At 34.5% G+C, this 24755-nt stretch carries 25 protein-coding genes; 18 read left to right on the top strand and 7 right to left on the bottom strand.

Annotated elements, in window-relative coordinates; genetic code table 11:
• The first annotated feature begins 24 nt into the window (after nt 1-24).
• The 3 genes from OB_RS13085 to OB_RS13075 all read left to right on the top strand — a co-directional run bounded on the left by OB_RS13085 (nt 25) and on the right by OB_RS13075 (nt 2492).
• Nucleotides 25-867, top strand: a complete 843-nt coding sequence (locus OB_RS13085; RefSeq protein WP_011066945.1) for a carbohydrate ABC transporter permease — start codon at nt 25-27, stop codon at nt 865-867.
• A gap of 144 nt (nt 868-1011) precedes the next feature.
• Nucleotides 1012-1974: an agmatinase family protein gene (locus OB_RS13080; RefSeq protein ID WP_011066944.1), complete on the top strand. Its 963-nt coding sequence runs from the start codon at nt 1012-1014 to the stop codon at nt 1972-1974.
• Nucleotides 1975-2252: 278 nt separating this feature from the next.
• On the top strand, nt 2253-2492 hold the full coding sequence (locus OB_RS13075; RefSeq protein ID WP_011066943.1) for a hypothetical protein: 240 nt from the start codon (nt 2253-2255) through the stop codon (nt 2490-2492).
• Between the two features lie 46 nt (nt 2493-2538).
• On the opposite strand, the gene OB_RS13070 is transcribed toward OB_RS13075, so the two are convergent.
• The 4 genes from OB_RS13070 to OB_RS13060 all read right to left on the bottom strand — a co-directional run bounded on the left by OB_RS13070 (nt 2539) and on the right by OB_RS13060 (nt 5134).
• Nucleotides 2539-3864, bottom strand: a complete 1326-nt coding sequence (locus OB_RS13070; protein WP_011066942.1) for a short-chain fatty acid transporter — start codon at nt 3862-3864, stop codon at nt 2539-2541.
• A gap of 213 nt (nt 3865-4077) precedes the next feature.
• Entirely contained in the window at nt 4078-4344 is a 267-nt protein-coding gene (locus OB_RS13065; protein ID WP_011066941.1) for a helix-turn-helix domain-containing protein, read from the bottom strand.
• A complete protein-coding gene (locus OB_RS18220) occupies nt 4341-4514 on the bottom strand; it encodes a YvrJ family protein (RefSeq protein WP_081427520.1) in 174 nt (57 codons plus the stop codon). Before OB_RS18220 ends, OB_RS13065 begins: the two co-directional genes overlap by 4 nt.
• On the bottom strand, nt 4514-5134 hold the full coding sequence (locus OB_RS13060; protein ID WP_011066939.1) for a sigma-70 family RNA polymerase sigma factor: 621 nt from the start codon (nt 5132-5134) through the stop codon (nt 4514-4516). The genes OB_RS18220 and OB_RS13060 overlap by 1 nt, the downstream gene beginning before the upstream one ends.
• 493 nt (nt 5135-5627) lie before the next feature.
• Between OB_RS13060 and motA the strand changes: the two genes are divergently transcribed.
• From motA to OB_RS13035, 5 genes are all read left to right on the top strand, one after another.
• A complete protein-coding gene (gene motA / locus OB_RS13055; protein WP_011066938.1) occupies nt 5628-6413 on the top strand; it encodes a flagellar motor stator protein MotA in 786 nt (261 codons plus the stop codon).
• Nucleotides 6406-7179, top strand: coding sequence for a flagellar motor protein MotB (gene motB / locus OB_RS13050; RefSeq protein ID WP_011066937.1), 774 nt, complete (start codon nt 6406-6408; stop codon nt 7177-7179). The genes motA and motB overlap by 8 nt, the downstream gene beginning before the upstream one ends.
• 311 nt (nt 7180-7490) lie before the next feature.
• Nucleotides 7491-9527, top strand: a complete 2037-nt coding sequence (locus OB_RS13045) for a chemotaxis protein CheA (RefSeq protein ID WP_011066936.1) — start codon at nt 7491-7493, stop codon at nt 9525-9527.
• Between the two features lie 11 nt (nt 9528-9538).
• Nucleotides 9539-10006, top strand: a complete 468-nt coding sequence (locus OB_RS13040; protein WP_011066935.1) for a chemotaxis protein CheW — start codon at nt 9539-9541, stop codon at nt 10004-10006.
• A 298-nt stretch (nt 10007-10304) separates the two neighbouring features.
• The gene (locus tag OB_RS13035) at nt 10305-11522 is read left to right on the top strand and encodes an MFS transporter (protein WP_011066934.1); all 1218 of its coding nucleotides are present in this window, start codon (nt 10305-10307) and stop codon (nt 11520-11522) included.
• Nucleotides 11523-11562: 40 nt separating this feature from the next.
• Here OB_RS13035 and OB_RS13030 read toward each other — a convergent pair whose 3' ends face one another.
• Entirely contained in the window at nt 11563-13221 is a 1659-nt protein-coding gene (locus OB_RS13030) for an SLC13 family permease (RefSeq protein WP_011066933.1), read from the bottom strand.
• A 182-nt stretch (nt 13222-13403) separates the two neighbouring features.
• Here OB_RS13030 and OB_RS13025 point away from each other — a divergent pair, with 182 nt between their 5' ends.
• The 8 genes from OB_RS13025 (at nt 13404) to OB_RS12990 (ending at nt 19317) form a co-directional block, all read left to right on the top strand.
• The gene (locus OB_RS13025) at nt 13404-14003 is read left to right on the top strand and encodes a pyroglutamyl-peptidase I (protein WP_011066932.1); all 600 of its coding nucleotides are present in this window, start codon (nt 13404-13406) and stop codon (nt 14001-14003) included.
• Nucleotides 14003-14506, top strand: a complete 504-nt coding sequence (locus OB_RS13020) for a DUF1648 domain-containing protein (protein WP_011066931.1) — start codon at nt 14003-14005, stop codon at nt 14504-14506. The genes OB_RS13025 and OB_RS13020 overlap by 1 nt, the downstream gene beginning before the upstream one ends.
• A gap of 36 nt (nt 14507-14542) precedes the next feature.
• Nucleotides 14543-14920 carry a DUF1648 domain-containing protein gene (locus OB_RS13015; RefSeq protein WP_011066930.1) on the top strand — a complete coding sequence of 126 codons (378 nt, stop codon included), beginning with the start codon at nt 14543-14545 and terminating at the stop codon, nt 14918-14920.
• Between the two features lie 292 nt (nt 14921-15212).
• Nucleotides 15213-15953 carry a Cof-type HAD-IIB family hydrolase gene (locus OB_RS13010; protein WP_011066929.1) on the top strand — a complete coding sequence of 247 codons (741 nt, stop codon included), beginning with the start codon at nt 15213-15215 and terminating at the stop codon, nt 15951-15953.
• A 374-nt stretch (nt 15954-16327) separates the two neighbouring features.
• Nucleotides 16328-16513, top strand: a complete 186-nt coding sequence (locus tag OB_RS13005; protein ID WP_011066928.1) for a cold-shock protein — start codon at nt 16328-16330, stop codon at nt 16511-16513.
• Nucleotides 16514-16829: 316 nt separating this feature from the next.
• A complete protein-coding gene (adh, locus tag OB_RS13000; RefSeq protein ID WP_011066927.1) occupies nt 16830-18350 on the top strand; it encodes an aldehyde dehydrogenase in 1521 nt (506 codons plus the stop codon).
• 14 nt (nt 18351-18364) lie between these two features.
• The gene (locus tag OB_RS12995) at nt 18365-18724 is read left to right on the top strand and encodes a DUF779 domain-containing protein (protein ID WP_011066926.1); all 360 of its coding nucleotides are present in this window, start codon (nt 18365-18367) and stop codon (nt 18722-18724) included.
• Between the two features lie 149 nt (nt 18725-18873).
• Entirely contained in the window at nt 18874-19317 is a 444-nt protein-coding gene (locus OB_RS12990; protein WP_011066925.1) for an IDEAL domain-containing protein, read from the top strand.
• Nucleotides 19318-19714: 397 nt separating this feature from the next.
• Here OB_RS12990 and OB_RS12980 read toward each other — a convergent pair whose 3' ends face one another.
• Both OB_RS12980 and OB_RS12975 read right to left on the bottom strand, forming a co-directional pair.
• Entirely contained in the window at nt 19715-21727 is a 2013-nt protein-coding gene (locus tag OB_RS12980; protein ID WP_011066924.1) for a penicillin-binding transpeptidase domain-containing protein, read from the bottom strand.
• Nucleotides 21728-21857: 130 nt separating this feature from the next.
• Entirely contained in the window at nt 21858-22820 is a 963-nt protein-coding gene (locus OB_RS12975; protein WP_011066923.1) for an LCP family protein, read from the bottom strand.
• Between the two features lie 526 nt (nt 22821-23346).
• Here OB_RS12975 and OB_RS12970 point away from each other — a divergent pair.
• Both OB_RS12970 and OB_RS12965 read left to right on the top strand, forming a co-directional pair.
• Nucleotides 23347-23976: a CalY family protein gene (locus OB_RS12970; RefSeq protein ID WP_011066922.1), complete on the top strand. Its 630-nt coding sequence runs from the start codon at nt 23347-23349 to the stop codon at nt 23974-23976.
• A gap of 59 nt (nt 23977-24035) precedes the next feature.
• The gene (locus OB_RS12965) at nt 24036-24596 is read left to right on the top strand and encodes a TasA family protein (protein ID WP_011066921.1); all 561 of its coding nucleotides are present in this window, start codon (nt 24036-24038) and stop codon (nt 24594-24596) included.
• Nucleotides 24597-24755: the final 159 nt, after the last annotated feature.

The raw sequence follows: 24755 nt of genomic DNA, 5'->3' as shown, positions 1-24755 counted from the left end.
TGGGTGAGTAGAGGAGGTATTATTTTGAAGCGAAGTGTAGGACAAATATTGGGTAGAGCAGGAATACGTATCCCTTTAATTCTTTGGAGTATAGCAGTTCTATATCCAATTATTTGGATGTTTATTGGTTCATTAAAGTCTAATGCAGAAATTTACCGAAACCCTTGGGGATTCCCTGAAATCTTGAATTGGCAAAATTACGTGAATGCGTGGTCAAATTATAATATTGATACGAGTGTATGGAATAGCCTTATCGTTACACTGGTCGGTACCTTATTGACACTATTAATGGCGATACCTACAGCCTATGCAATTGAACGAATTAATTTTAAGGGAAGTAAACTCCTATTTACACTCTATGTATCAGCGATGATGATTCCAATGGTATTAGGTTGGATTCCTTTGTTCTTTCTATTATCAAATATAGGACTGCTAGACAATGTTTTTGGATTAGCAATTGTTTATAGTGTAAGTCAGCTTCCTTTTACCATATTTGTATTGACGAGCTTTATGAGTACCATTCCAAAATCATTAGAAGAAGCTGCTTCTATTGATGGAATGTCTCCTTACGGTATGTTATGGAAAATAATTACACCACTAAGTATGTCCGGAATCATAACGGTAACAATTATGAATGCTATTCAATTCTGGAATGAATATTTTATGGCGTTAATTTTCTTGAATTCTAGTGAAAACTACACACTTGCATTAGCGATAGATTTTATAAGTAATGAAGCACAGTATACTAATGCATGGGGAACCTTATTTGCAAGTCTTATAATTGCTATTATTCCCGTAATTGTTTTATATGCAATTTTTCAAAGAAGGATTGCTAAAGGAATGACGGAAGGTGCAATTAAAGGGTAACTCAATTAATTATTTATAAATAAGGGTTCAGATTAACTTGTATTGATCCATTCCTAAATAAAGTTTCCCTTTATAATAGGTTTGTTTTTCTCACATTAAAGGAATACGTATTAGAACATGTTTTATTATTGGAGGAGAATAGAATTGGCTAAAAATTATATTTATGGTAATACTCCATGTTTTTTAGACGGAGAAAAAGTATCCTTGCAAGATAACTCCTATAAGAATAAGGATGTTCTTATTTACGGTGTTCCATGGGAAGGGGCAGTTACATGGGGAGATTATACTGGGTGTGAATTAGGCCCCAAAGCAATTAGATTAAATTCAGAGCGATATTCCGGTTATTTACCAGAACTAAATGATATCGATGTATTACAGCACTACTCATTCGGGGATTTGGGTGATGTAGATGTGGTACCTGCAGATTCTCCTGAAACAATGCGGAGAATTGAGCAATTTGCTAAGGAAGTTTGGAAGACAGGGAAATTCCCTATTGCATTTGGCGGTGACCATGGTATTACGTATCCAATTGTACAAGCATTAAGTAATGAAGTAGAAGGGAAAGTAGGTATTATTCATCTAGATGCACATTATGATAATCATCCGGATTATCATGGTGATCTTTATGCAAGAAGTACACCTTTTCATCGCATTTATGAGAGTGAAAGCGTTCGTAATCAAAGTATTGTTCATATGGGAATACATGGCCCACGAAATAAACCAGAAACAGGAAAGTATGCAAATGAAGTAGGAGCAACTACCATTTCAGTTCGTGAAATTAAACAAGCGAACAATCAGCTGCATGATCTGGCAAAAAAAGCATATGAAATTGCAAGTGAAGGTACAGAAGCTGTTTACTTAAGTATTTGTAGTGATGTCTTGGATTTCGCATTCAACCCTGGTGGACCAGTAGATGGTAATGGATTAACTTCATATGAGTTGTTGGAACTTATTCTGGAATTTTCCCAGATGGGGATAAATGGAATGGATTATGTAGAAGTCTATCCACAACAAGATGCTAACGATAACTCATCTCATTTTGTTACTTATGCTGTTTTATATGCATTAGCTGGTAAGTTAATTCATGATAAAAAAGAAAACCTATAAATACGGATAATTATTTTAAATCCGTCTTAGAAAGAAACTCTGTTAACCCAGTAGCGGCTAGTGAGTCTCCGAATGATTAGGTTTCGGGGGCTGACACCGATACATCTGTTAAATTACAATCTCTTTGTCTACGTTTATCTGTAAAAAATATCCAACTAATCCATCATTGATGAGGAATTCCTGCATATATAGTCCTGACTTTTATTTTAAATTCATACGATATGCACTTGTTTGTAAATACGTTCACAAGTATGATGAAACAGAAAAGGAGGAAATCGATGACACCCGAAATGATAGATCGATTACTATTGAATATTACAGAACTTTTAAACGAAGTCGAAAACATTCAGGAAAATAGCTATCAAATGGATGAATTAGTGAAAGAATTAGAATCAAAAATAGAAAATATGGAAACAAATATAGATGATCTTGAAAAAAATGCGAATCAATTAAACGACCGATTTTTCTCAGTAATAGATAAGGCGAAGGAGACTATAAACACTCGACATGTTGGGTAATTCTTTTATAGGCCTTCTTCATAGAAGAAAGCCTTTTTTAATATTTTTAAAAGAATAACAGTCCAATTGATATGGGGATAAAGCTAAATATTAAAATCATGACACAGAATCCCATAATATCTCTCACTTTTAAGCCTGCAATAGCAAGTGCTGGAAGTGCCCAAAAAGGCTGAATCATATTTGTCCATGCATCTCCCCATGCAATCCCCATGGCTGTTTTAGCTGTGTCTGCCCCTAATTCAAGTGCAGATTCAATCATAATTGGACCCTGTATTGCCCACTGACCACCACCAGATGGAATGAAGAAATTTACGATACCCGCACTAATAAAAGATAGAAATGGGAGTGTATACTCAGTAGAAATATTTACAAACCACAAAGACAATGCCTCTGAAATACCTGAATCAACCATCATTCCCATAATTCCGGCATAAAATGGAAATTGGATAATGATCGCGCCAGCATTTTTAACTCCTTGACTGACATTATCAAGAAATTGTCTCGGTGTCCGGTGTAAAATTATTCCCAGAAACAAAAATATAAAATTAACAATATTAATATTTAAATTAAATCCGTTAGTTACAAAATAATACACGATAAAACTTAAGCCTAAAATTCCAATTATCATCGAGACGATTGGGCTATTTTCTAATTTTTCAGCAGGTGTTGTTGGTATACTATTAGCATCAACATTTGGTTTTTGCTCTGTTTGTTGAATTTTTTCTGCAAAGTAAGTATTATTATCTGCAATTCCATTTAAAAGGTAGCGATTAAATAATGGTAGTGCCACTAATAAAGTGATAACAATAAACAAATTATAAGGACTAAATAATGTTTCTGTAATAGGAATGATACCTACTTGTCCTTCCAGAAAATGACCAGCTGTAGCGATAGTTAATGGTACAGATCCGGAAAATCCACCATGCCAAATTAGAAAACCACTATAAGCGCTGGCGATTAATAACCGATAATCAACGGAAGGAACTTGTTTTGCAACATGAGTGGCAAATAAAGCCCCTACTACGAGTCCAAAACCATAATTGATAAAACATGCGATTAATGCAATAAAAGTAACTAAAATAATTGCTTGAGCAGGTGTGTTTGCTAGTTTACTCAGCCTAGATAAAAATCTTTTGACCACATTGGTGCTTGCTAGGATGTATCCAGTAATTACGACAAGTGACATCTGCATTGCAAATTCTAATAATCCCCAAAATCCATTACCCCAAAATTGAACCATTTCAAGTGGTCCGTTATCAGGAAATAACAACCCAATAAAAAATACGATAATGGTTAAGATGATGGCGAATAAAAAAGCATCTGGCAGATACCGTTGAACCATTCTGTCAAAAAAAGAAGTTACCGTTTTCAATTTATTTCTCCCCCTTTAAAAATGCCATATTACAATTTATACACACGTATACCATACTATAATTCTAATAAATACGAATAGCAAATAAATAGAGAAAGAATAATATTAGTTAGAGGATATATTAAAGTGAAGGAGTTTTGAGATGGTTAGTGGATAATTCTATGTAAGCCAACCCCATCAGAATAAGATGGTGTTGGAATTGGGAATCTAACTTTAATTTGCTTCTTGATAGGTTGAATAGAACTCAGACTGTATTTTTTCCGTATATTCCCAAAAGGTGTATCCCTTTGTCCAATCATAATTCCTTATAATATCAATCGTTTTAATTTGTAATTCTTGTAATAAGTCTTCTCGTTCCTGATAATTTGTTTGTAGAAGCGATTGTTTCATTTTTGGTTCGAATAAATGAAGGATGGTTTCTAAGGAATCTAGGTCATTATCAAGTTGAACACGTTTGGTTAACTCAATTAGTTTAGTCATGTCATATCCCTCCTTAAATCTCTAATAAGATCGGATAGATCCTTTGAATGTTCTTCAAGTTGTTTAATTCGGATTTCATATCGAATTAATAAGAATAAGGTGACCATAACAGGGAATCCAACATTTTCTAACAAGGATGTAAGATAGGTCATGATTGAAATATCGCTCATCATTCTCCCTCCCTTTGCAAAAACGAGTAAATGTTTTGCAACGCTTTTTTCCTTGTTTTGCTAATTGTTTGTTGTGAGACACCATCTATTTGGGCAATTTCTGTATCGGTACACTCATGAATATATGCTGCTTCTAGAATGAATTTCTGTCTGGCTGTTAATTGGTTTATTGCTTTATGAATAATCGGGTTTTCCACTCTATTTTCTAAACGTCCTTCCGTTTGAAAAGCTTCTTGTTCTAATGTTTGTTTAGATGGAATTAATTCCATCCAAGTGGTTACTTGGGAGTCGTGATATCGTGGCCGGTCGAGAATGAGCATCTGTCTTTTTGTATTACGACGATAGCGTTGATCATAGCGGATAGCAAACCTGCGAATTTCATTCGATAAAAGACTAATTAGTGATATTTCTGAGAAGTGTTCTTTAAACTTTTTATCTAACAATCTTGTGGCATCAGAGCTCGGACAATTTAGAGATTCTTCTAATAACGCCCAATGTTCCGGAGACTGCATAAATGACTGAAGTAAAGCATTACGAAAAATTAGCTCATTATCTTTGACAAATTTCTGTGCACAATGAAAGTGGCGAATTTCTTCAGGTGATACTCCTTGATTACTCATCCTAATTCTCTCCTCCCTTCTATATTGTGATAAAGGCAAAATAAAGGACCTGTTCACAACCAATATATGGTTAATTTTGTATATTATATTGAAAATTTACAATTTTTACTAATTGCATTTTACCTAGTCTATTAATAGGTATTTAGTATGATTATTTTACTGGTGAAATAAACATCAGAAATAAATTAGGCTATATTAACTAATAGTTATACTCCGTGTAGAGAAAATTGATAACATAATATAGGATTAATCACGGATAAAACAGGTGATTTTCTTGAGATGAGACATAAGTTGCGGTAACTTAGGACTGTTTTTTTATAACAAAAAATTTCAGAAATAATACAGGTTTACAAAAAAACAACAATTAAATTATACTCATTACGAAAATTTAGATTTCCTTCTTATAAATGAAAAAAGTATATCTCTATTTCTACAAAAGTTATAAAAATTACCGATAAAAAGATTAGCAACTTTTGTTAATAGGAGGATATCAATGGATAAGACATCAATTATTGGATTAATATTAGGCCTCATTGCCGTTGGAATCGGAATGGTATTAAAAGGGGTTGGACTGGAAGCTCTTATTAACCCAGCAGCGATTTTAATTATTTTATTAGGGACTGCAGCTGCAGTTACCATAGCATTTCCTGGAAGTGCCTTAAAGAAGATACCTGCACTTTTTAAGATTATATTTACTGAATCGAAGCAAGCAAACACGAAAGAAATAATTGAAATGTTTAGCGATTGGGCGGATCAAACAAGAAAAGAAGGGATATTGTCATTAGAGCAACAAATTAGCGAAGTGGATGATTCATTTCTATCATCAGGTTTACAACTTGCTATAGATGGACAGTCTCCAGATTTTATTAAAGATATTATGCTGGAAAAGATAGAGGCTATGGAACAGCGTCATGAGGAAGGTGCAGCTATCTTTACCCAAGCTGGTACATATGCTCCTACATTAGGGGTTCTTGGAGCAGTTATTGGATTGATAGCTGCATTGGGAGACATGTCAGACATTGATGCACTGGGTGCTGCAATCTCAGCTGCATTTATTGCGACATTATTAGGTATATTTACTGGATATGTTCTATGGCATCCATTTGCGAATAAATTACGTGAAAAATCTAAAAGAGAAGTTCTTCAAAAGGAAATAATAGTTGAAGGAATATTATCCATTACTACTGGAGATTCTCGATTGATCGTGCAAGAGAAACTTGGTTCTTTACTTCCTTCAAAAGATATTGCTTCAATAAAAGAGGGATATACGAATGAGTAGAAGAGGGAAGAAGAAAAGCCAGTCACATATGGATGAATCCTGGTTACTTCCTTATGCAGATTTACTTACGCTACTAGTTGCTTTGTTTATCGTTTTGTTTGCAATGAGTGATATTAATATACAAAAATACGAACAATTAGCTAGTGTATTTAGAAGTGAATTTTCTAATGCAGGTTCTGGAGTCCTTGATCATCAAGAAATTCCTGTACCCCCTCCAGAACAAGAAGAAGTAGATGAAAACGAGGATAGTGAAGAACAGGATGAACAGTTAAGTAAAAGTGAGAGTGAATTAAGAGACTTACAAGCATTACAGACACAAATTAATCATTTTATACAAGAGCATGAGCTGACAGAACAACTAGGTACGGAATTAACGGATGAAGGATTAATGATAACGTTGGTTAATGAAGTATTTTTTGATTCGGGAAGTGCAGAAGTAAAAGAAACTAGCAAAGAAATAGCAAATGACGTATCCAATTTATTATACACAGAGCCACCACATCAAGTAGTGATTAGTGGACATGCAGATGATGTACCAATTGAAACAGAAGAATATAATTCAAACTGGGAATTAAGTGTCTCACGAGCAATTAACTTTATGACATTAATCTTAGAGAACGAAGAGTTAGATCCTACTTTGTTTAGTGCAAAAGGATACGGAGAATTTCAACCAATTGTACCGAATACGAGTGCAGAAAACAGAGCAAAAAACAGACGTGTAGAGGTATTAATTTTACCTAACTATGATATTCAAGTGCCAGAATAATATTTGTGGTTGTTGAGGTTTGGACAAAGTTAAATTAAAGGGGATGAACAATATACTAAGTAACTTATCGACTAGTACTGTTGGCTTCATTCCTTCTTTAATAAAACGTTTGTGCGACCTCTTTTTTTATAGTAAAACTATTTCTTTATCTACCAATAACACTTTATATATACAAAGAAGTGCCGATATAAATACTAGGGAAATAGTTCTAATAAATTCAATACATAACAAAGTCAATTTCATAATTACCAAGTTTGAAATTGATTCATATAAAAAAGAATAGGATGAAACAAGGAAAGGATATATGACCTATGGAGACAGAGCAGTACTTAGATATGTTTTTAGATGAAAGTAAAGAACACCTTCAAATAGTTAATGATAATATCTTACGATTAGAAAAAGAACCGGAAGATATTCATATCGTCAATGAAATATTTCGATCTGCACATACGTTAAAAGGAATGGCAGCTACAATGGGATTTGAAGATATCGCTTCATTAACACATAAAATGGAGAATGTATTAGATTTAATTCGTAACCAACAGTTAACGGTTAATTCTGAAATAATTGATAGCATTATTTTAGGAATAGAGTATTTGGAAGAAATGGTTCAGTCTATTAGTGAAGGTAATGATGGTAAGAAAGATGTTTATACTCTTCTGGTACGTCTAGAACAAATCGAAAAAGGTGAGGTAGCAGCTGCAACTGAAACAATAGTTAATCAAGAGCAGCAAGTAAGCACAGTAGATGTAGAAAATTTAGATTTAGATGAATTTCAATTAACAATTTTAAAACAAGCGAAAGAACAAGGATTTGACCCATATCAAATAACAGTGGAATTAACTGATGAATGTATACTTAAGGGTGCAAGAGCCTATATGGTGTTTGAAGCTTTAGAAAGTCATGGAGAAATAATTCAAACAGCACCAACAGTGGAGGAAATTGAAGATGGCAACTTTGGGCAATCATTCCAATTAACGCTACTAACAGGAGGTACTCCAAATACCATTAAAGAAATTATTGAAAAGGTATCTGAAGTAAAAGAAGCAAATATACAACTGTTTTCAAAAACGTTGAATCCAATTGTTAGTGAAAAAGAAATTATAGAAGATAATCAATTGGAAAAAAGGGAAGAAGTTGTTTCAAAGAAAGAAGACGAACCAAAAGATAAAAACAGATCGGAAAAAAGAACATCCTCATCAAGAACAATTCGTGTCAATTTAGAAAAGATTGATGATTTATTAAACTTATTCGAAGAAGTGGTAATAGATCGCAGCCGTTTAGAAGTAATATCTGAAACAATCGAAGATACAGATCTTAAGGAAACTGTAGAACATATGAGTAGAGTTTCCTCAGATATGCAGTCTCTTATTTTGGCAATGCGAATGGTTCCGATTGAGCAAGTATTTAATCGTTTTCCACGTATGATTCGAGGGTTGTCCAAAGATTTGAATAAACAAATTTCACTTGAAATTATCGGTGCAGATACGGAATTGGATCGTACAGTTATTGATGAAATTGGTGATCCTTTAGTACATCTTATTCGAAATTCAGTCGATCACGGGATTGAGATACCAGAAGAACGCAGAAAAAATGGTAAACCGGAAGAGGGGAAACTTATTCTTCGTGCTTTCCATAGCGGGAATCATGTTTTTATAGAAATAGAAGATGATGGTGCTGGTATTAATCGAGATAAAGTACAGTCTAAGGCGATTGATAATGGCTTAATTACGGAGCAAGAAGCAGAATTATTAACAGATGACCAAATAGCTAGCTTTATTATGTCCTCTGGTTTTAGTACTGCTGATGCTGTCTCAGATATTTCAGGACGCGGAGTAGGCTTAGATGTCGTAAAAAGTAAAATTGAATCACTTGGAGGTCAAGTTTCTATTGAAACAAGTGCGGGAAAAGGTAGTATTTTTTCCATCCAGCTACCTTTAACGTTATCAATAATTGCTACTTTACTTGTGTCTGTTCAAAAGGAAACATATGCCATACCACTTTCTTCAATAATAGAAACGGTTGTATTACCTAAGAACAAGGTAATGCTTGCACATGGAAAAGAAGTAATGGATTTCAGAGGGAAAGTAATTCCGATTGTTTCATTAGCTTCCATATTTAAAGTTCCATCAATGGATAATCAAGACCATCAAGATTACTCCATCGTTGTTGTGAAAAAAGGAGAAAAATTAACAGGACTAATCGTTGACGGGTTCATTGGACAAAAAGAAGTTGTTCTAAAATCATTAGGGAACTATCTGGGAGAAGTGTTTGCAATCTCAGGAGCAACTATATTAGGTGATGGAGAAGTAGCGTTGATTATTGATTCCAATGCATTAGTCAAATAAGGAGGAGCAAGATGGTAGAGTCTAAGAAATATATACTTTTTAAACTACATGAGCAAATATTTGCAGTAAATGTTCAACAAATTATATCAATTGAAAGAATGCAGACAATCACTGAAGTACCACGTACTTCTGAGTTTATAAAAGGTGTAACTAAGCTACGTGAAGAAACGACTCCTGTTATTGATCTAAGAGAACGATTACTGCTAACTAAATTAGAAGAGACAGATAACACAAGAATACTAGTTGTACATGTTAATGGGATGCAAATTGGGATGGTAGTGGATGCTGCGACAGAAGTAATTGATATTGATCAAGAAATGATTGAAGAGCCACCGAAGTTAGTTGGGAAAGTTCGTGATACATTCTTAAAAGGTGTAGCAAAGGTTGATGAACGATTGTTATTAATTCTTCAATTAGAACAAATTATTAACTTTGAAGAATCTAATGAACTAAAGGAAGTATTGGAAAAAGAAATTTAATTGAATTTAAAGTAGCTTCTAGAAGGATTCGATAATCTGCTAGAAGCTTTTTTATTTCCCAGGAAATATGTAGATTAAATGATTATATTGTCCATATATGTAGAAGCAACAATTTTTGTAGTTCTTTCCAAAAGTTAGTTGAATCCTGTTTGTAAGAATCCTAATTTTCAAAGACAGTTAAGTATAACGGAGGAGTATAAATATGAGTAGTTTAAATCTTCATTAAGTGAACTTATATTTTTGTGTTATAGTAATTATTGGAAGGAACCGAATATTCTATACAAAGAAGGTCATTCATATGAAAGAAGACAATAAGTACGGTGTAAAGGACATCTATTTTTGGAGAATATCATTTGCTTTAGCGTTAGGATCGTTCTTTATCTTTGCTAGTCTCTATGCCGTACAACCTTTATCAAGTGTGTTTGTACGAGAGTTTCAAGTTTCAGTCTCTCAATCTACTTTAACTATTTCTATGAATATTGTTGGATTGATTATTGGTTTAATTATTTTTGGTTTTATTTCAGATCGAATCGGCAGAACAATATTTATAAAGTTATCCTTAATCGGTGCTGCTATTCCCTTCTTATTAATACCAATGGTAGATCATTTTATATTAATTATTATGCTTCGTTTTGTACAGGGATTGCTGCTTGCTGGATTGCCGGCTGCAGCACTTGCTTATATTAGCGAAGAAATAGATCAGCGAAGTGCTAGTATTGCAACTGCTCTCTATATATCTAGTAACGCATTAGGAGGAATGGTTGGAAGAGTATTAACAGGATCGCTAGCTGCTGAATTTTCATGGGAAATAGGGTTTTATGTATTGGCAGGATTAGGTGTTATTATTTTTATTATTATGACTCTATTATTACCGAGGTCAAAATTCTTTCAATCTAGTAAAGTTAGTATAGGTAAAGATTTACAAGGAATGGCTTATCATTTAAAGGACCCATCGATGATTGTCGTTTTTGGGTTGGGAGTAATACTACAATATGCTTTTACGTCTATTTGGACATTTTTACCCTTTCACCTTGAATCAGATGGTTTCTCTATGTCATTACAAGGAATTTCTAACACATTCTACGCATACGGATTAGGAATTATTGGAGCACCAATTGCAGGATGGTTAGCTAGTAGACTTGGAATATCGAATGTTCAAGTAGGTGGAATTGTGGTTTTATGCCTTGGAATTGCCCTTACGTTTAGTAGTTCAGTATCAATTATTGTAATAGGACTATGTGTGATTTGTTTAGGTTTCTTTACTACTCATTCATTGACAGCAGCTTCTGTAACAGAAAGAGCTACGCATCATAAAGGAAGTGCGTCTAGTTTATACTTAGTATCTTATTATATTGGCGTAACATTGGGCAGTTCTGCAGGCCCTGTGTGGAATATATTTGGATGGGGCGGAATTGTGACGACAGCATTATTGTTACCTCTTATCTATATTATAGTGAAACAATATGTACAATTTCGTGTTGATCAAAAGCGCGAAAATAAAAAAACTGCTATATAAAAGGTGATCGGGAGTAACTCTCGATCACCTTTTATATATATTATTCTACATAGGCAGGGATTTCGTTAATATCTATCCCTAGTGCCATTGGTACAAGGAAATATACGGTTAATGTTACTAGTATAATCCCAACAATATTAAGGAAAAAACCAGCCTTTGCCATATCTGGTATTCTTAAATACCCAGATCCAAATACAACAGCATTTGGGGGTGTTGCAACTGGTAACATAAATGCACAGGAGGCTGCTAATGCTGCAGCAATCATTAGAATAAACGGATGAACTCCCACTGCGACTGCTAATGCTGCCATAATCGGAAACATCATCGTAGCTGTTGCTGTATTAGATGTGATTTCAGTTAAGAAGATTACAAGTGCTGCAATAGATAGAATAATAATAATAGGTGCGACATTTTCTAAGCCAGTAAGTTGTTCCCCAATCCAATCTGATAGTCCTGAATCGGTAAAACCTGCAGCAATAGCTAAACCTCCGCCAAATAGTAACAGGATTCCCCATGGTAGTTTTATAGCACTTTCCCAATTCATAAGAAAATCACCTTTTTTATTCTTGGCAGGTATTAAGAATAGTACTAAAGCAGCTGTAATGGCAATAATTGCATCATTGATATTCTCGCTTACATAAGGGCCTAATAAAAATTCACGAGAAATCCAAGCGATCGCAGCTAAGATAAATACGACAAATACAGCTTTTTCTTCATAAGAAGCATTCCCAAGCTTTTTCTTTTCTTCTTTGATTATCTTTGCGCCACCAGGAATATGGCTAACTTCTAGTTTGAATGCTATTTTCGATAGATAGAACCATGTCAGGAATATAAATATCCATGCAAAAGGTACACCGAACATCATCCAAGATGCAAAAGAAACTTCAATACCATACATAGTATTAATTGTACCTGCAAAAATTACGTTTGGTGGAGTTCCAATTAATGTTGCCATTCCACCGATTGAAGCTGAATAGGCGATCCCCAGCATTAATGACTTCCCAAATGAAAAGTTTTCTGGGCTGGTATCAAATCCCCCTTGTTCCTTTAGCGTATCAGAAACTTGATAAATGATTGCTAATCCAATAGGTACCATCATCATTGCAGTAGCTGTATTAGAAATAAACATGGATAGAAACCCAGTAGCTACCATAAATCCTAATATAATTCGATCGGTATTGGTGCCAATTACGGATATAATGCTAATAGCAATTCTTCTATGTAAATTCCATCGTTCCATCGCAAGCGCTATGACAAATCCTCCCATGAATAGGAAAATGGTATCGCTGCCATAGGCAGATGTTGTTGCTCCAATGTCTAATCCATTTGTGAGTGGAAAAAGGATTATTGGTAATAATGCAGTAGCAGGAATTGGAATGGCTTCTGTCATCCACCAAATAGCTATCCAGATGGTACTCGCGAGTACTGCTTGACCTTCACTGCTTAATCCTTCTGGGGAAAAGAATAACAGCGTTAATATAAATGAAATTGGTCCAAGAAATAATCCGATTAGTTGAGCTTTGTTATATTGACGATTATTTCCACCATCATCCCCGTTATTACTATTACTCGTTGTGGATGATGGAGTACTATCTTTTTTATTCTTTTCGATAATTTCATTTGGGTTCACAAATAAACGAAACAGGTCCTTGACTTGATCATGTTTCTCCCACATCCAATACCACGTTGCATGTAACATAAAAACTCCCCCTTTTTTCAGACTTATTCAAATTATACATGCATATAAAAAATCACACAACAAAATTTGGTTGCGTTTACATATCAGACTCGTTCAAAATACCGTCATAATTAAAATTTAAATCGTCGAAATTAATTCATTATTTTGATAGAATTAAAGTAAATGAAGAGAGGGGCAATGTCATGAAAAAAATATTGTTAACTGGGTTTGTACCTTTTTTAGATAACCCAATTAACCCAACTGAAGAGATTGTTCAAGGACTACATAAAAAAAGTGTGAATGGATGGGAAGTTGTAGGAGAAGTACTTCCTGTAGATTTTCACGTAACCGGAGATCATTTAGTAGAATTGATACATAAAGTACAACCTAGCGCAATAATATCATTAGGTTTAGCAGCTGGGCGTAATCGAATAACTCCAGAGAGAATAGCAATTAATTGTAATGACGGCCCTGTAGATAATCAAGGTTATAAACCTGATGGCGAAAAAATCATAAGTGATGGGCCAGATGGTTATTTTAGTTCGTTACCGATTAAAAAAATGGTGAAAGAATTAGAAAATAACGGTATACCTGCAAAAATATCTAATACTGCCGGAGCTTATTTATGTAATCATGTGATGTATCGTGCACTGCATGAAATAGAACAACAAAAGTTAGATATTTTTTCTGGGTTTATTCACATTCCAGCATCCCACAAGCTAGCACTAACAAATAATATCCCGAGTTTTGCGCAAAAGGATCTTCAGCGCGCTATAGAAATTTGCATTGGATGTCTAGATTAATGCAAACTAATCCAATTATTAAAGTTCCTCCCACGAGATTAGAAGTAATCATGCACATTCTAACTTATTTTGGAATAATTGTAATGTGTATTTATATTGGTACACAATATTCTAAACTCCCTGCAGAAATACCTGCTCATTATAATTTTAGTGGTGAGATTACAAGAATGGATTCAAAAATAGTAGTATGGATTTTACCAGTAATTTCTGTCCTTATAATTGTCCCTATTTCTTTCATATGTAAAGTGCCTTATATGTTTAATTATCCACTTAAGGTTACAGAAAAGAATGCAGTGAAGGTATATAAAGATGGTAGATTAATGATGGCCTCTATGAATGTGCTTATCGTAATTTTGTTTTCTGTATTGGAGTTAAATATAATTTATGATGCTAACAATCCAGATAATCAAATGTCTAATTTGTGGATTAACATACTTCTAATTTCTATATTCATCCATCTTTTCTATTTTATTATCCGGTTAAGAAGACATAAATTAGAATAGGGATTAAACTATACTGAGATTATAGGAGAGAGTTAAATGAAAGCAAATCCTATGATAAATGTACCTTCAACACGATTAGAAAAAAGTATACATATCATAACTTATACATTGCTAGGTCTACTATATCTATTTGTTGCGTTACAATATAATTCCCTACCAGAGCAGATTCCAGCACATTATAATTTTTCTGGTGAGATAACAAGAACAATGTCAAAGGGAGGAATATGGATATTTCCAATAATCACTACTATCTTTGCTTTCGTTTTTTCTTTTTTGGGTAAGGTTCCATACGTGAGTAATTATCCACTAAAAGTAACAGAGGAAAATGCAGAACCTGTTTATAAAGAAGGAAGATTAATGCTAGCTTCATTAGGTTTATTTTTAGTTCTCTTTATGGGTTCTGAAAAATTATAAAATATGTATGCTGTGGTAAAAAATAACTGATTTATCCACATCCAGCTCTAGCGTCCAGAAACTAGGCGACTTCACGAAATCGCCCTACGATAAGTCATCATCGGTTCGTCACCTCACCGTGATTCCTTTATCTCAGTTGATTCGTTCCACTCGCTACGTTTCTAAACGGACGCTTGCACTTTTGTTCTAAGAATTCGTAAGCATAAACTAGATTAGAGTGTTGTATTGGAATTCTATATATCAATTACCGTATACTATAGAATATAGTTGAAGCATAAAGGAGTATATATAAATGTCGGATAAACAACAAGTGAAATTAATTGCATTAGATATGGATGGAACATTATTAACCCCGGAACATGAAGTTTCTGAGCGAAATAAAAAGGCAATTCAGACTGCTTTAGAGCAAGGAATTGATGTAATCTTAAGCACAGGAAGAAGCTGGGATACTTGCTTCCCATTTGCAGAAGAATTAAGTTTGACTTCTTACCTTATTACTGCTAATGGGGGACAGATTTGGACCGTTGAAAAAGAACTATTACAACAGCATTTACTTAAGACAGAAACGGTGGAAAAAATGTATTTGCTTGCTAAAGAAAAAAATATGCATTGTTGGATGATTTCCACGGAAAAGGTTTTTAGAGGGCATGCTCCAGATAACTTGTATGACCACCAATGGTTAAAATTCGGTTGTGCCTCTGAAGATAAAAATAAATTGGATCAAATGATAAAGGAATTATCTTATAATGATGAATTGGAATTAACTAACTCATTACCTACAAATATAGAGATAAATCCAAAAGGTGTTAGTAAAGCACAAGCATTACAATTCTTATGTGAGAAGATAGGGATTACAATGGATAATGTGATGGCAGTAGGCGATAGTTTAAATGATATTAAAATGATACAAGAAGCAGGAGTCGGAGTAGCTATGGGGAACGCCCAAGTAGCTATAAAAAAAGTTGCTAACTATACAACTGATACGAATGAAGAAGATGGTGTAGGAATAGCAATTGAAAAATATGCATTATAGCAAAAGATGAATTACGATAAATGAAAGGGAATTTTCGCCTCATTGTTAGAGTGGAATTCCTTTTTTTATATAATTTAATAAGTAAGTCAATTTCAACCATGTTAAATCTCTTAACAGGCTATACTTATTGAAACTAATTTATCTACTTTAGTTGATTGAGTTCGATATTATAGTGATTAGAAAGTACGTAAGCATAAATGTATCTAGTTATGTATATTATTACCATTTTTACATAGACTTTAATAAAGACCTTCTACTATCTGCATTGCTATAGTTTTGAATCTTAGTAATAAAATTTTTCTTCTCATTAATGCCCTTACCTTTCTGCCAAATAAAGCGTATAATAGAAGATGTAGAAGAAAGGAGATGCTTTAATGTCTTTTTCAAGAGGACCGAAAGAACCGGTACAAGAGGTTGAAACGAATGTGTGGTCATGTACGAGTGGAGACTGCCAGGGTTGGATGAGAGAGTCGTTTAGCTTTGAAGAAGAACCGACATGTCCGCTGTGTGACTCATCAATGGAAAAAGAAGTTCGTGTAATTCCTGAAATGAAAAAGTAGTAGTATCTCTATTAAGCACACAAATCTTTATGATTTTTTTGTAAAAGACCCCTCCACAAAAAGAGAAGGGTCTTTTTTACGTTGCATTTATTTAGGTAGGTTTTGTATGTAATCGGTAGCAATACCATATACTTCAATACTTTTAAGCCTGAGAAATAAAATGCAAAAAAGCTATTCATTAATTTGTCGAGATCATTATTGCTAATAAATTGAATTATTGGAAAAGTGTGTGGATATCTGATATAATTCACATATAAAAGTAGCTTAGATACCAACAGCTAAATGTAATCGCTTACACTAAAAGGAGGAAACTATTTTGAGGTACGCAAATCCAAATAAACAAGATGCAATCGTAAATTTTGAAAAAAGGTATGATAACTTTATTGGTGGAAAGTATCAGCCTCCAATAAACGGAAATTACTTCGAAAATGTTAGTCCTGTAACTGGTGAAGTATTCTGTGAAATAGCACGTTCAACGAAAGAAGATGTGGATGCAGCAATTGATGCAGCTCATGCTGCTAAAGACGCTTGGGGAAAGACATCTGTTGCAGAAAGAGCGGTAATCCTAAATAAGATTGCAGACAGAATCGAAGAGAATTTAGAGAAACTTGCAGTTGCAGAAACATGGGATAATGGGAAGGCGGTACGTGAAACACTTGCTGCAGATATTCCTTTAGCTGTTGATCATTTTAGATATTTTGCAGGTGTTATAAGAGCACAGGAAGGTACGTTAAGTCAGATTGATGAAGATACAGTCGCTTATCATTTTCATGAACCTTTAGGCGTTGTAGGTCAGATTATACCGTGGAATTTTCCAATCTTAATGGCAACATGGAAATTAGCGCCGGCACTAGCAGCTGGAAATTGCGTAGTACTTAAACCAGCAGAGCAAACACCTGCTTCCATCCATGTTTTACTTGATTTAATTAAGGATTTACTACCGGATGGTGTATTAAATGTGGTAAACGGATTTGGTGTAGAGGCTGGTAAACCATTAGCATCAAATAGTCGTATTGCAAAAATCGCATTTACTGGTGAAACAACCACAGGAAGATTAATCATGCAATATGCCTCTGAAAATATAATTCCTGTAACTTTAGAATTAGGTGGTAAATCACCAAATATTTTCTTTGAAGATGTAATGGATAAAGATGATGCATTTGTAGATAAAGCAATTGAGGGCATGGTTATGTTTGCCCTAAATCAAGGAGAAGTATGTACTTGTCCATCTCGTGCTTTAGTACATGAATCTATCTATGATCGATTTATGGAAAAAGTAATTCAACGCGTAAATCAAATAAAAATAGGTCATCCATTAGATACGGATACGATGATGGGTGCACAAGCATCACAAGAACAAATGGAAAAAATAAAATCATATCTTGATATCGGAAAACAAGAAGGGGCAGAAGTTCTTACTGGTGGAAATGTTAATGCACTAGAAGGAGAATTAGCTGCGGGTTACTATGTAGAGCCAACCATATTTAAGGGAAATAATAAGATGCGTATTTTCCAAGAGGAGATATTTGGTCCAGTTTTATCTGTTACTACGTTTAAAGATAAAGATGAGGCAATGGAAGTTGCTAACGATACTTTATACGGATTAGGTGCAGGAATATGGACAAGAGATATAAATACTGCTTATAGGTTCGGCAGAGGTATTGAAGCTGGTCGTGTTTGGACCAATTGTTATCACCAATATCCTGCACACGCTGCTTTTGGCGGATATAAAAAATCAGGAATTGGTCGTGAAAATCATCTCATGATGCTTGGTCATTATCAACAAACAAAAAATCTACTTATTAGCTATGGTGAAGGAACAGCCGGATTATTCTAGAAGGAGTGTGCATAATGGTTGAACGTGTAACTGCGACAAAAGAAGCGGAGCAGTTAATGAAAAAACTGATCGATATTCATGGACCATTAATGTTTCATCAATCTGGAGGATGCTGTGATGGAAGTTCTCCAATGTGTTACCCAAAAGATGAATTAAGAACGGGTGAATCGGATATTTTATTAGGAAATTTACCAGGAGATATTCCTTTTTATATTTCCAAAGATCAATATGAATATTGGAAGCATACACAGTTAATTATAGATGCAGTTGACGGGAGGGGAGGAATGTTTTCCTTAGAGGGACCAGAAGGAAAACGATTTTTAACAAGATCCAGGGTTTTCACAGAAGAAGAAAAAGCGGAACTGCAAATATAATAAAGAGTCGTCAAATTCATCGATGAAGAATTTGACGACTTCCAGAAAAATGCTAGATAGAAATACCCTTGTAATTCTATAAAAAGTCGTGTAAAATAAATTAACTGAAAATTTAGATTCATGTTAGATATTATTGGGAGGTGGAACAGGTGGTTACAGTTAAAATGTTAAAGCCATACTATGTAAAGACAGAAGAAAAGTTTGTCCGAATTATCTTGGCGTATCAATATTTCTCGGTAATGATGAATAAGAAAGTGTATCAATTCATTCCTGTTGAGGCGAATGAGATTAGAATTGACCGGAAAACAAAGCGGATCGTCAATACGGATGCTGTCTTTGCCTTCCAAAATGGAAAAGATATTATTACTATATCTATGTCTCAATTGATATCTATTCCTGAATTTTTAGAGCAGTTACACGGAATTGCGGAATCTTATTACTTAACGGAAGAATCAACTTCTATTACCGATCAACAAAAAGAAGTACATCGGATTATAAAAGAATTAGAAATAAATAATATTAAACGATTGATCGACAAAGCATTAGATCAACATGATTATTATATGTTTATAAAATTATCTAGTTTATTGTAAAAAGAACTCCACCAAAATGGTGGAGTTCTTTTATGATTATCTAGGAAATTATAAAATTTTGGGGCTGTGGAAAAACAACTAAGTTATTTATCCACGTCCAGTTCCAGCTCCCATCACCTATTGTCCTTCCGGAAACCTCCTTACGATAAAGAAGACTGCCGAATGTTCTTTATGAGGCATAGTCGCACTTATGCCATGGTGAAAAGAAGACTGCCGAATGTTCTTTATGAGGCATAGTCGCACTTATACCTGTGCGGTGAAAGTCAACATCGATTCGCATACGCTTATCGTGTTTCCTTTATCTCAAAGAAATAAAGAAGCTCGACCAGTCGAACCACCCCTTCAAAAACAGGGGCGCAGGACATACGGTGATAAACGAGCGCTTGCGCTTTTGTTCTTATTCATATAGCTTTATAAATATTTCGGTAGCTACTTCTACAGCAGATGGTCTGTCATGATTTTTAGTTCCTTCTATCATTAAAGATAGTAAAACATCTTGTTCTTCGGTTGGATATCCAACAAACCAACTATTTTCGTCACCGCTATCTTCACTTGTGAGCTTTAATTCCGCTGTACCTGTTTTACCAGAGATAGGTAAGTTAGCTTCTTGGGCAGCTTTACCTGTGCCTTCTGTGACTACTTTACGAAGCGAATCTTTTATGTCATTTGCTTGTTCTTCTGTTACTAAGTTTTCTTTCCATACTTGACTATTTTCTTCATCGATTAATAAAGTTGGTTTTAGCATGTTACCATTGTTAAGAAAAGTTGTATACGTAGATGCAAGATGAATAGCACTCATTTCAAGTTCGCCCTGACCATAACTTGAGTTGGCTAATAAAACTTCATCGTTTAAATCTCCACTCGATGATACTGTTGAATCAGGAACGGGATACTCATAAGGAAATTCTTCACCTATTCCAAAAGAATGAAGACCATCAACATAAGCATCTGCACCCATTTCTACTGCTTTCATCGCAAAGAAAATATTATCAGACCTTATTAATGCATCGTCGACATCTACAGGAACGTTAGAAGTGGATACACGAGTAACTTCATAGTCACCCCAATTTTCGCCATTACTCCATTTCAATCCGTTTATTTCAATTCCATCACCATAGGAAATCGATCCGTTGTCTAACCCTATTGCTGCAGTTACAGGCTTTATCACAGACCCAGGAGCGAAAGTCGCAGAAAATCGATTTAATACAGGATTAAGCTCGTTTTCTTCTAGATCACCCCAGAAATTTTCAGAAGTTCCATATAGTGCTTCATTTGGATCAAAAGATGGACTGCTAACTAATGCCATTGTCTCTCCAGTGGAGGGATTTATTGCTGTAGCATTACCTGGATTGCCATTAAATTGATCAAATATTTTTTCTTGTACATTTATATCAATCGTGACTTGAACATTTTCTCCATTCTCAACAGGTTTTTCTGCAATTATAGTGTTGTCCTGCCCATCTTGTTCTACATATATAGTAGTACCTTTCTTACCACGCAATTTTTCTTCGTATAGACTTTCCAAACCGCGTGATCCAATTTTATCATTGGCACTGTATTCACCCGGATCTAATTCTTCTAGGTCTTCTGCAGTTACATCCCGTATATAACCAACTAAATGTGCACTAGCTTCTTCTCCTGGATAAATTCTTCCAGTGATTTCTCGGTAAGTTACTCCATCAATTGCCATTAAATCTTGAAAAAGCTCTTCTTTGTCTGTCATAATGGTTGCTAATGGGACGAACACATCATCGGTAACCCAAGAGGCATTTAATGTTTCATTAATATGTTCAACTGAAAGACCAAGTAAATCAGCTACGTTTTCCTTGTTCTCTTCTGCACTTTCCCCAAGTTCACCTGGAACCAAACCGATTTCATATAGTTCTCCATTCATCGCTAAGGGAATATTATTACGGTCTAATATCTCGCCGCGCTTAGGAAGAGTTGAAGAAATCCCTAAATCCCCGCCATCTGCTAGTTCTGGGAAAATAAAACCAGGATTCCAATCGATATACCAATTTTCTTCGTCTTCTTCACCAAGAAGTTTTAAATTTGCTTCATAATCAAATTCAACCGGCCCAGCCATTGTTTCCATTGAAACCTTAAAAGGTACAGATGCTGATTTTTCTTCAAAAGCTTTATTTAAGGCATCCTCACCTAATGATTCAATTTCGAATGTTAAATCGGTTACATTTAAATCTGTATAAATATTTTCTGTACGTAACGTTGAATCCTCTTCTGAATATGTATCCTGAGCTTCTGGAGTTAGATAATCATACAAGCCTTCATACGTTTGTTCTTGCATCTTACTTGTAAAATCTTCTAACCTTTCATTTGGTGTAACTTGATCATCGGAGCAAGCCGATAATATAAAAATCATTACTCCAAACATTAATAATCTTTTAAACATAATTAGACCCCCATAAAATCTACTCATTTTAAGTATAGCATTTTTTCTACGTCAATAGATGTATCAAACTCCCTCTGATGAGCATAAAAGAAAAAGTCACACTGCTCGCTAAAACAGGTGACCTTTTATGTTATTGTTCTTGCATATGTCCAGTGATTTCAGAATTAACTCGATTAATCTCTTCATCACTGACGATATAATACCAGATACCGTTTATAGTTTCACCATGTCCTTCTATTTCCATTGTAGTAATATTATTACGTGCTCCTGCATAATTGGTTAATAGCGTTTGTAATTTATCCATATCCAAATCTGTTTGTACATTGTTTCCCAATATATCTAAGATCTCTCCTGCTTTGGTAATACTGGAGAAGCTGGCAGCTTCATTCATAGCAGCTTGTATTACTTGACGTTGACGATCATTCCTACCTAAATCTCCACGACTATCCTGCTTTCTCATACGGATAAATTCTAATGCCTGTTTACCGTCAAGTGTAATTTGCCCTTGATCAAAGTTATAACCGCCGGTACTGAATGCTTGAGCATTATTAACAGTTACACCGCCAACAGCATCAATTCCCTGTTGAAAACCTTCCATATTAACACGGATATAGGAATGAATCGATAGATTAAAAGTTTCTTCAACTGTTTGAACAGATAAGTCAGGCCCACCGACACCATCTACAATACCGAACGGGTATGCATGATTGATTTTATCCATTCCTCTTCCTGGAATGTTCACATAAGTATCGCGCGGTATACTTAACATTATCATTTTATCGGTATTCGGATTAATGGAGAGTAGTATCATTGTGTCTGATCTGCCTAAATCTCCATCTCTTTCATCTACACCTAATAACAGGATATTCACTGCGTCTTTTTCTTTATATAATTGATTAATTTCTTTTTGTCTATCAGGATCACTGTCTCGACTTAATGGACTATGCATTGTGTCGACCACTGCACCGACTTGATTATATATTAGAAAGATTCCGCCACTAATTAATAACAGAAGAACTAATAAAATTCCCCCAAGCCAGAATGGCCATTTTCTACGTTTTTTATGTTGCTTGCGCTCAGTTCTAGAAACCACTTTTATTCCCCGCTATCTTTATCGTATATTTCGACAATTTGAGACTTTTGTATGATGTTAAACCTAAAAAAATATCAAATCTTGCATAAATTATATCGGAAATAAAAGGAAGCGTCTATAGGGAAAGACAATTTATTTTAATATTAGCTATTTTATTATGCATCTAATGTAGATTAAAGTAGTGTTTAAGTGATGTTCTTTATAAAGAATAAAAATAATGAAAAACTGTATAAACAGAAGTAAAAATGAGAATTTAGAAGAAAAACGTTCTTAATATAGAATGAAAGGAAGAATTTACCCCTTTTCTTATTGAGGGAAAGTAACTATACTTAGGTTAATCGTTCTTTATAAAGAACTTATAGATTCTTATTGCGAACGAATTAGGTAAAATTACATAGGGAGGGGGAAAATCGCTGTGGTCATGTTAGCATGGACCCGATAAAAAGGACTTATTTTTATTGTAGTAATCGTAGTAAAAGGAAAAAACTAAACAGCGAAATTAAATAATGAATTGGAGGAGAAAAACATGAAATTAAAGAAAAAATTAGGTATGGGTGTTGCAACTGCAGTATTAGGTTTAGGACTTATTGGTGGAGGAACTTTTGCATATTTTAGTGATACAGCACAAGCAACAGGAGAATTTACTGCAGGAGAATTAAGTTTATCAGCAGAACCGTCGGTTGTTATTGATGTAAATAATTTAAAGCCAGGAGATACTATGATTCGTAGCTTTGAATTATTAAATGATGGAACGCTCGATATTTCTAAAGTGGATATTTCTACTAGTTATGTTGTAGATGATGTTGGAGGAAATAATTCGGAGGATTTCGGAAAGCATATCCGGGTTAACTTTTTAGAAAATGTTGATAAAACAGGATTTGATCCAATTTTTTGGGACTATGATCATAATGATGTAATAAGTTATACCACACTTTATGACCTTAAAAATATGACGCCTGATGCGGTAGAAAATTTAAACAAGTGGTGGACGATATTTAAAGGAGAAGCTAGTGGATTGGAAGCTGGGACATCAGATGAAATGCTAGTATCCTTTGAATTTGTAGAAAATGGAGCGGACCAAAATGAGTATCAAAAAGACTCATTGAACCTAACTTGGACATTTACTGGTCATCAAACTGAAGGCGAAGCAAAATAGTATTTAAGGGAGGGCTAACCTCCCTTCTCTTTTAATTTATAGATAAGGGAGGTTTGGCAATGAAGCAATACAAGCAGAAAATTTTAATTGGTGTTGCAGCTGGAATGATAGGAATGGGGTTTGTAGGTGGAGGAACGTTTGCGTTTTTTAGTGATACGGAAACTACCCAAAATTCATTTGTCTCTGGAACATTGGATTTAGAATTACAATCTCCAAATGAATCTGGCGAATTGGATATAGCTTTAAAAGATATAAAACCTGGGGATAAGAAAACTTATTCTATAAATCTGCATAATGCAGGATCGCTCACGTTTAAAGATGTGCTACTAACTTCTACTTATTCTATTAAAGATAAACATAATGATAATAAGAAAGCTGACTTCGCAGATCATATTTTCGTCAAAATAACGAATAAAGACTCAGATGACGTTATATCTGACTACATCCCAATTAGTGAGTTAAAAGATGTGACCCTTGCTGAAGGTCAAGTGTCTGAATCGACAACAAAGCTACAATTTGATTTCTGGTTTAAAGACAATGAAGGAGATCAAAATATGTTCCAAGGTGATGAACTGAAATTCGATCTAATCTTCCATGCAAGTCAAGAAAAAGCAGAGTAAAGAAGTACTTATTTGAAAGATTTATAGAAGTATCTTGGCTTTAATTGTGATGGAAGACGGCGACTCCTGCAGGAATAGCACGAGCTGAAGTTTCACTTGAAGAGTGTTCTTCTTTTCAAGTTAGCTGAGGCCGTGCCTGTGGATAGCCCAATCTGCAAT

Origin of the sequence: Oceanobacillus iheyensis HTE831 (assembly GCF_000011245.1) — a bacterium.
GTDB classification, from domain to species: domain Bacteria; phylum Bacillota; class Bacilli; order Bacillales; family Amphibacillaceae; genus Oceanobacillus; species Oceanobacillus iheyensis.
Note: the sequence above shows the minus strand (reverse complement) of the source record. Positions and strands in the feature narration are given on the sequence as shown.

Coding starts and splice junctions, on each gene's coding strand:
- OB_RS13075 (WP_011066943.1), top strand. CDS start 2,253: ATGACACCCGAAATGATAGATCGATTACTATTGAATATTACAGAACTT.
- OB_RS13065 (WP_011066941.1), bottom strand. CDS start 4,344: ATGACTAAACTAATTGAGTTAACCAAACGTGTTCAACTTGATAATGAC.
- OB_RS18220 (WP_081427520.1), bottom strand. CDS start 4,514: ATGAGCGATATTTCAATCATGACCTATCTTACATCCTTGTTAGAAAAT.
- OB_RS13060 (WP_011066939.1), bottom strand. CDS start 5,134: ATGAGTAATCAAGGAGTATCACCTGAAGAAATTCGCCACTTTCATTGT.
- motA (WP_011066938.1), top strand. CDS start 5,628: ATGGATAAGACATCAATTATTGGATTAATATTAGGCCTCATTGCCGTT.
- motB (WP_011066937.1), top strand. CDS start 6,406: ATGAGTAGAAGAGGGAAGAAGAAAAGCCAGTCACATATGGATGAATCC.
- OB_RS13045 (WP_011066936.1), top strand. CDS start 7,491: ATGGAGACAGAGCAGTACTTAGATATGTTTTTAGATGAAAGTAAAGAA.
- OB_RS13040 (WP_011066935.1), top strand. CDS start 9,539: ATGGTAGAGTCTAAGAAATATATACTTTTTAAACTACATGAGCAAATA.
- OB_RS13035 (WP_011066934.1), top strand. CDS start 10,305: ATGAAAGAAGACAATAAGTACGGTGTAAAGGACATCTATTTTTGGAGA.
- OB_RS13030 (WP_011066933.1), bottom strand. CDS start 13,221: ATGTTACATGCAACGTGGTATTGGATGTGGGAGAAACATGATCAAGTC.
- OB_RS13025 (WP_011066932.1), top strand. CDS start 13,404: ATGAAAAAAATATTGTTAACTGGGTTTGTACCTTTTTTAGATAACCCA.
- OB_RS13020 (WP_011066931.1), top strand. CDS start 14,003: ATGCAAACTAATCCAATTATTAAAGTTCCTCCCACGAGATTAGAAGTA.
- OB_RS13015 (WP_011066930.1), top strand. CDS start 14,543: ATGAAAGCAAATCCTATGATAAATGTACCTTCAACACGATTAGAAAAA.
- OB_RS13010 (WP_011066929.1), top strand. CDS start 15,213: ATGTCGGATAAACAACAAGTGAAATTAATTGCATTAGATATGGATGGA.
- OB_RS13005 (WP_011066928.1), top strand. CDS start 16,328: ATGTCTTTTTCAAGAGGACCGAAAGAACCGGTACAAGAGGTTGAAACG.
- OB_RS12995 (WP_011066926.1), top strand. CDS start 18,365: ATGGTTGAACGTGTAACTGCGACAAAAGAAGCGGAGCAGTTAATGAAA.
- OB_RS12980 (WP_011066924.1), bottom strand. CDS start 21,727: ATGTTTAAAAGATTATTAATGTTTGGAGTAATGATTTTTATATTATCG.
- OB_RS12970 (WP_011066922.1), top strand. CDS start 23,347: ATGAAATTAAAGAAAAAATTAGGTATGGGTGTTGCAACTGCAGTATTA.
- OB_RS12965 (WP_011066921.1), top strand. CDS start 24,036: ATGAAGCAATACAAGCAGAAAATTTTAATTGGTGTTGCAGCTGGAATG.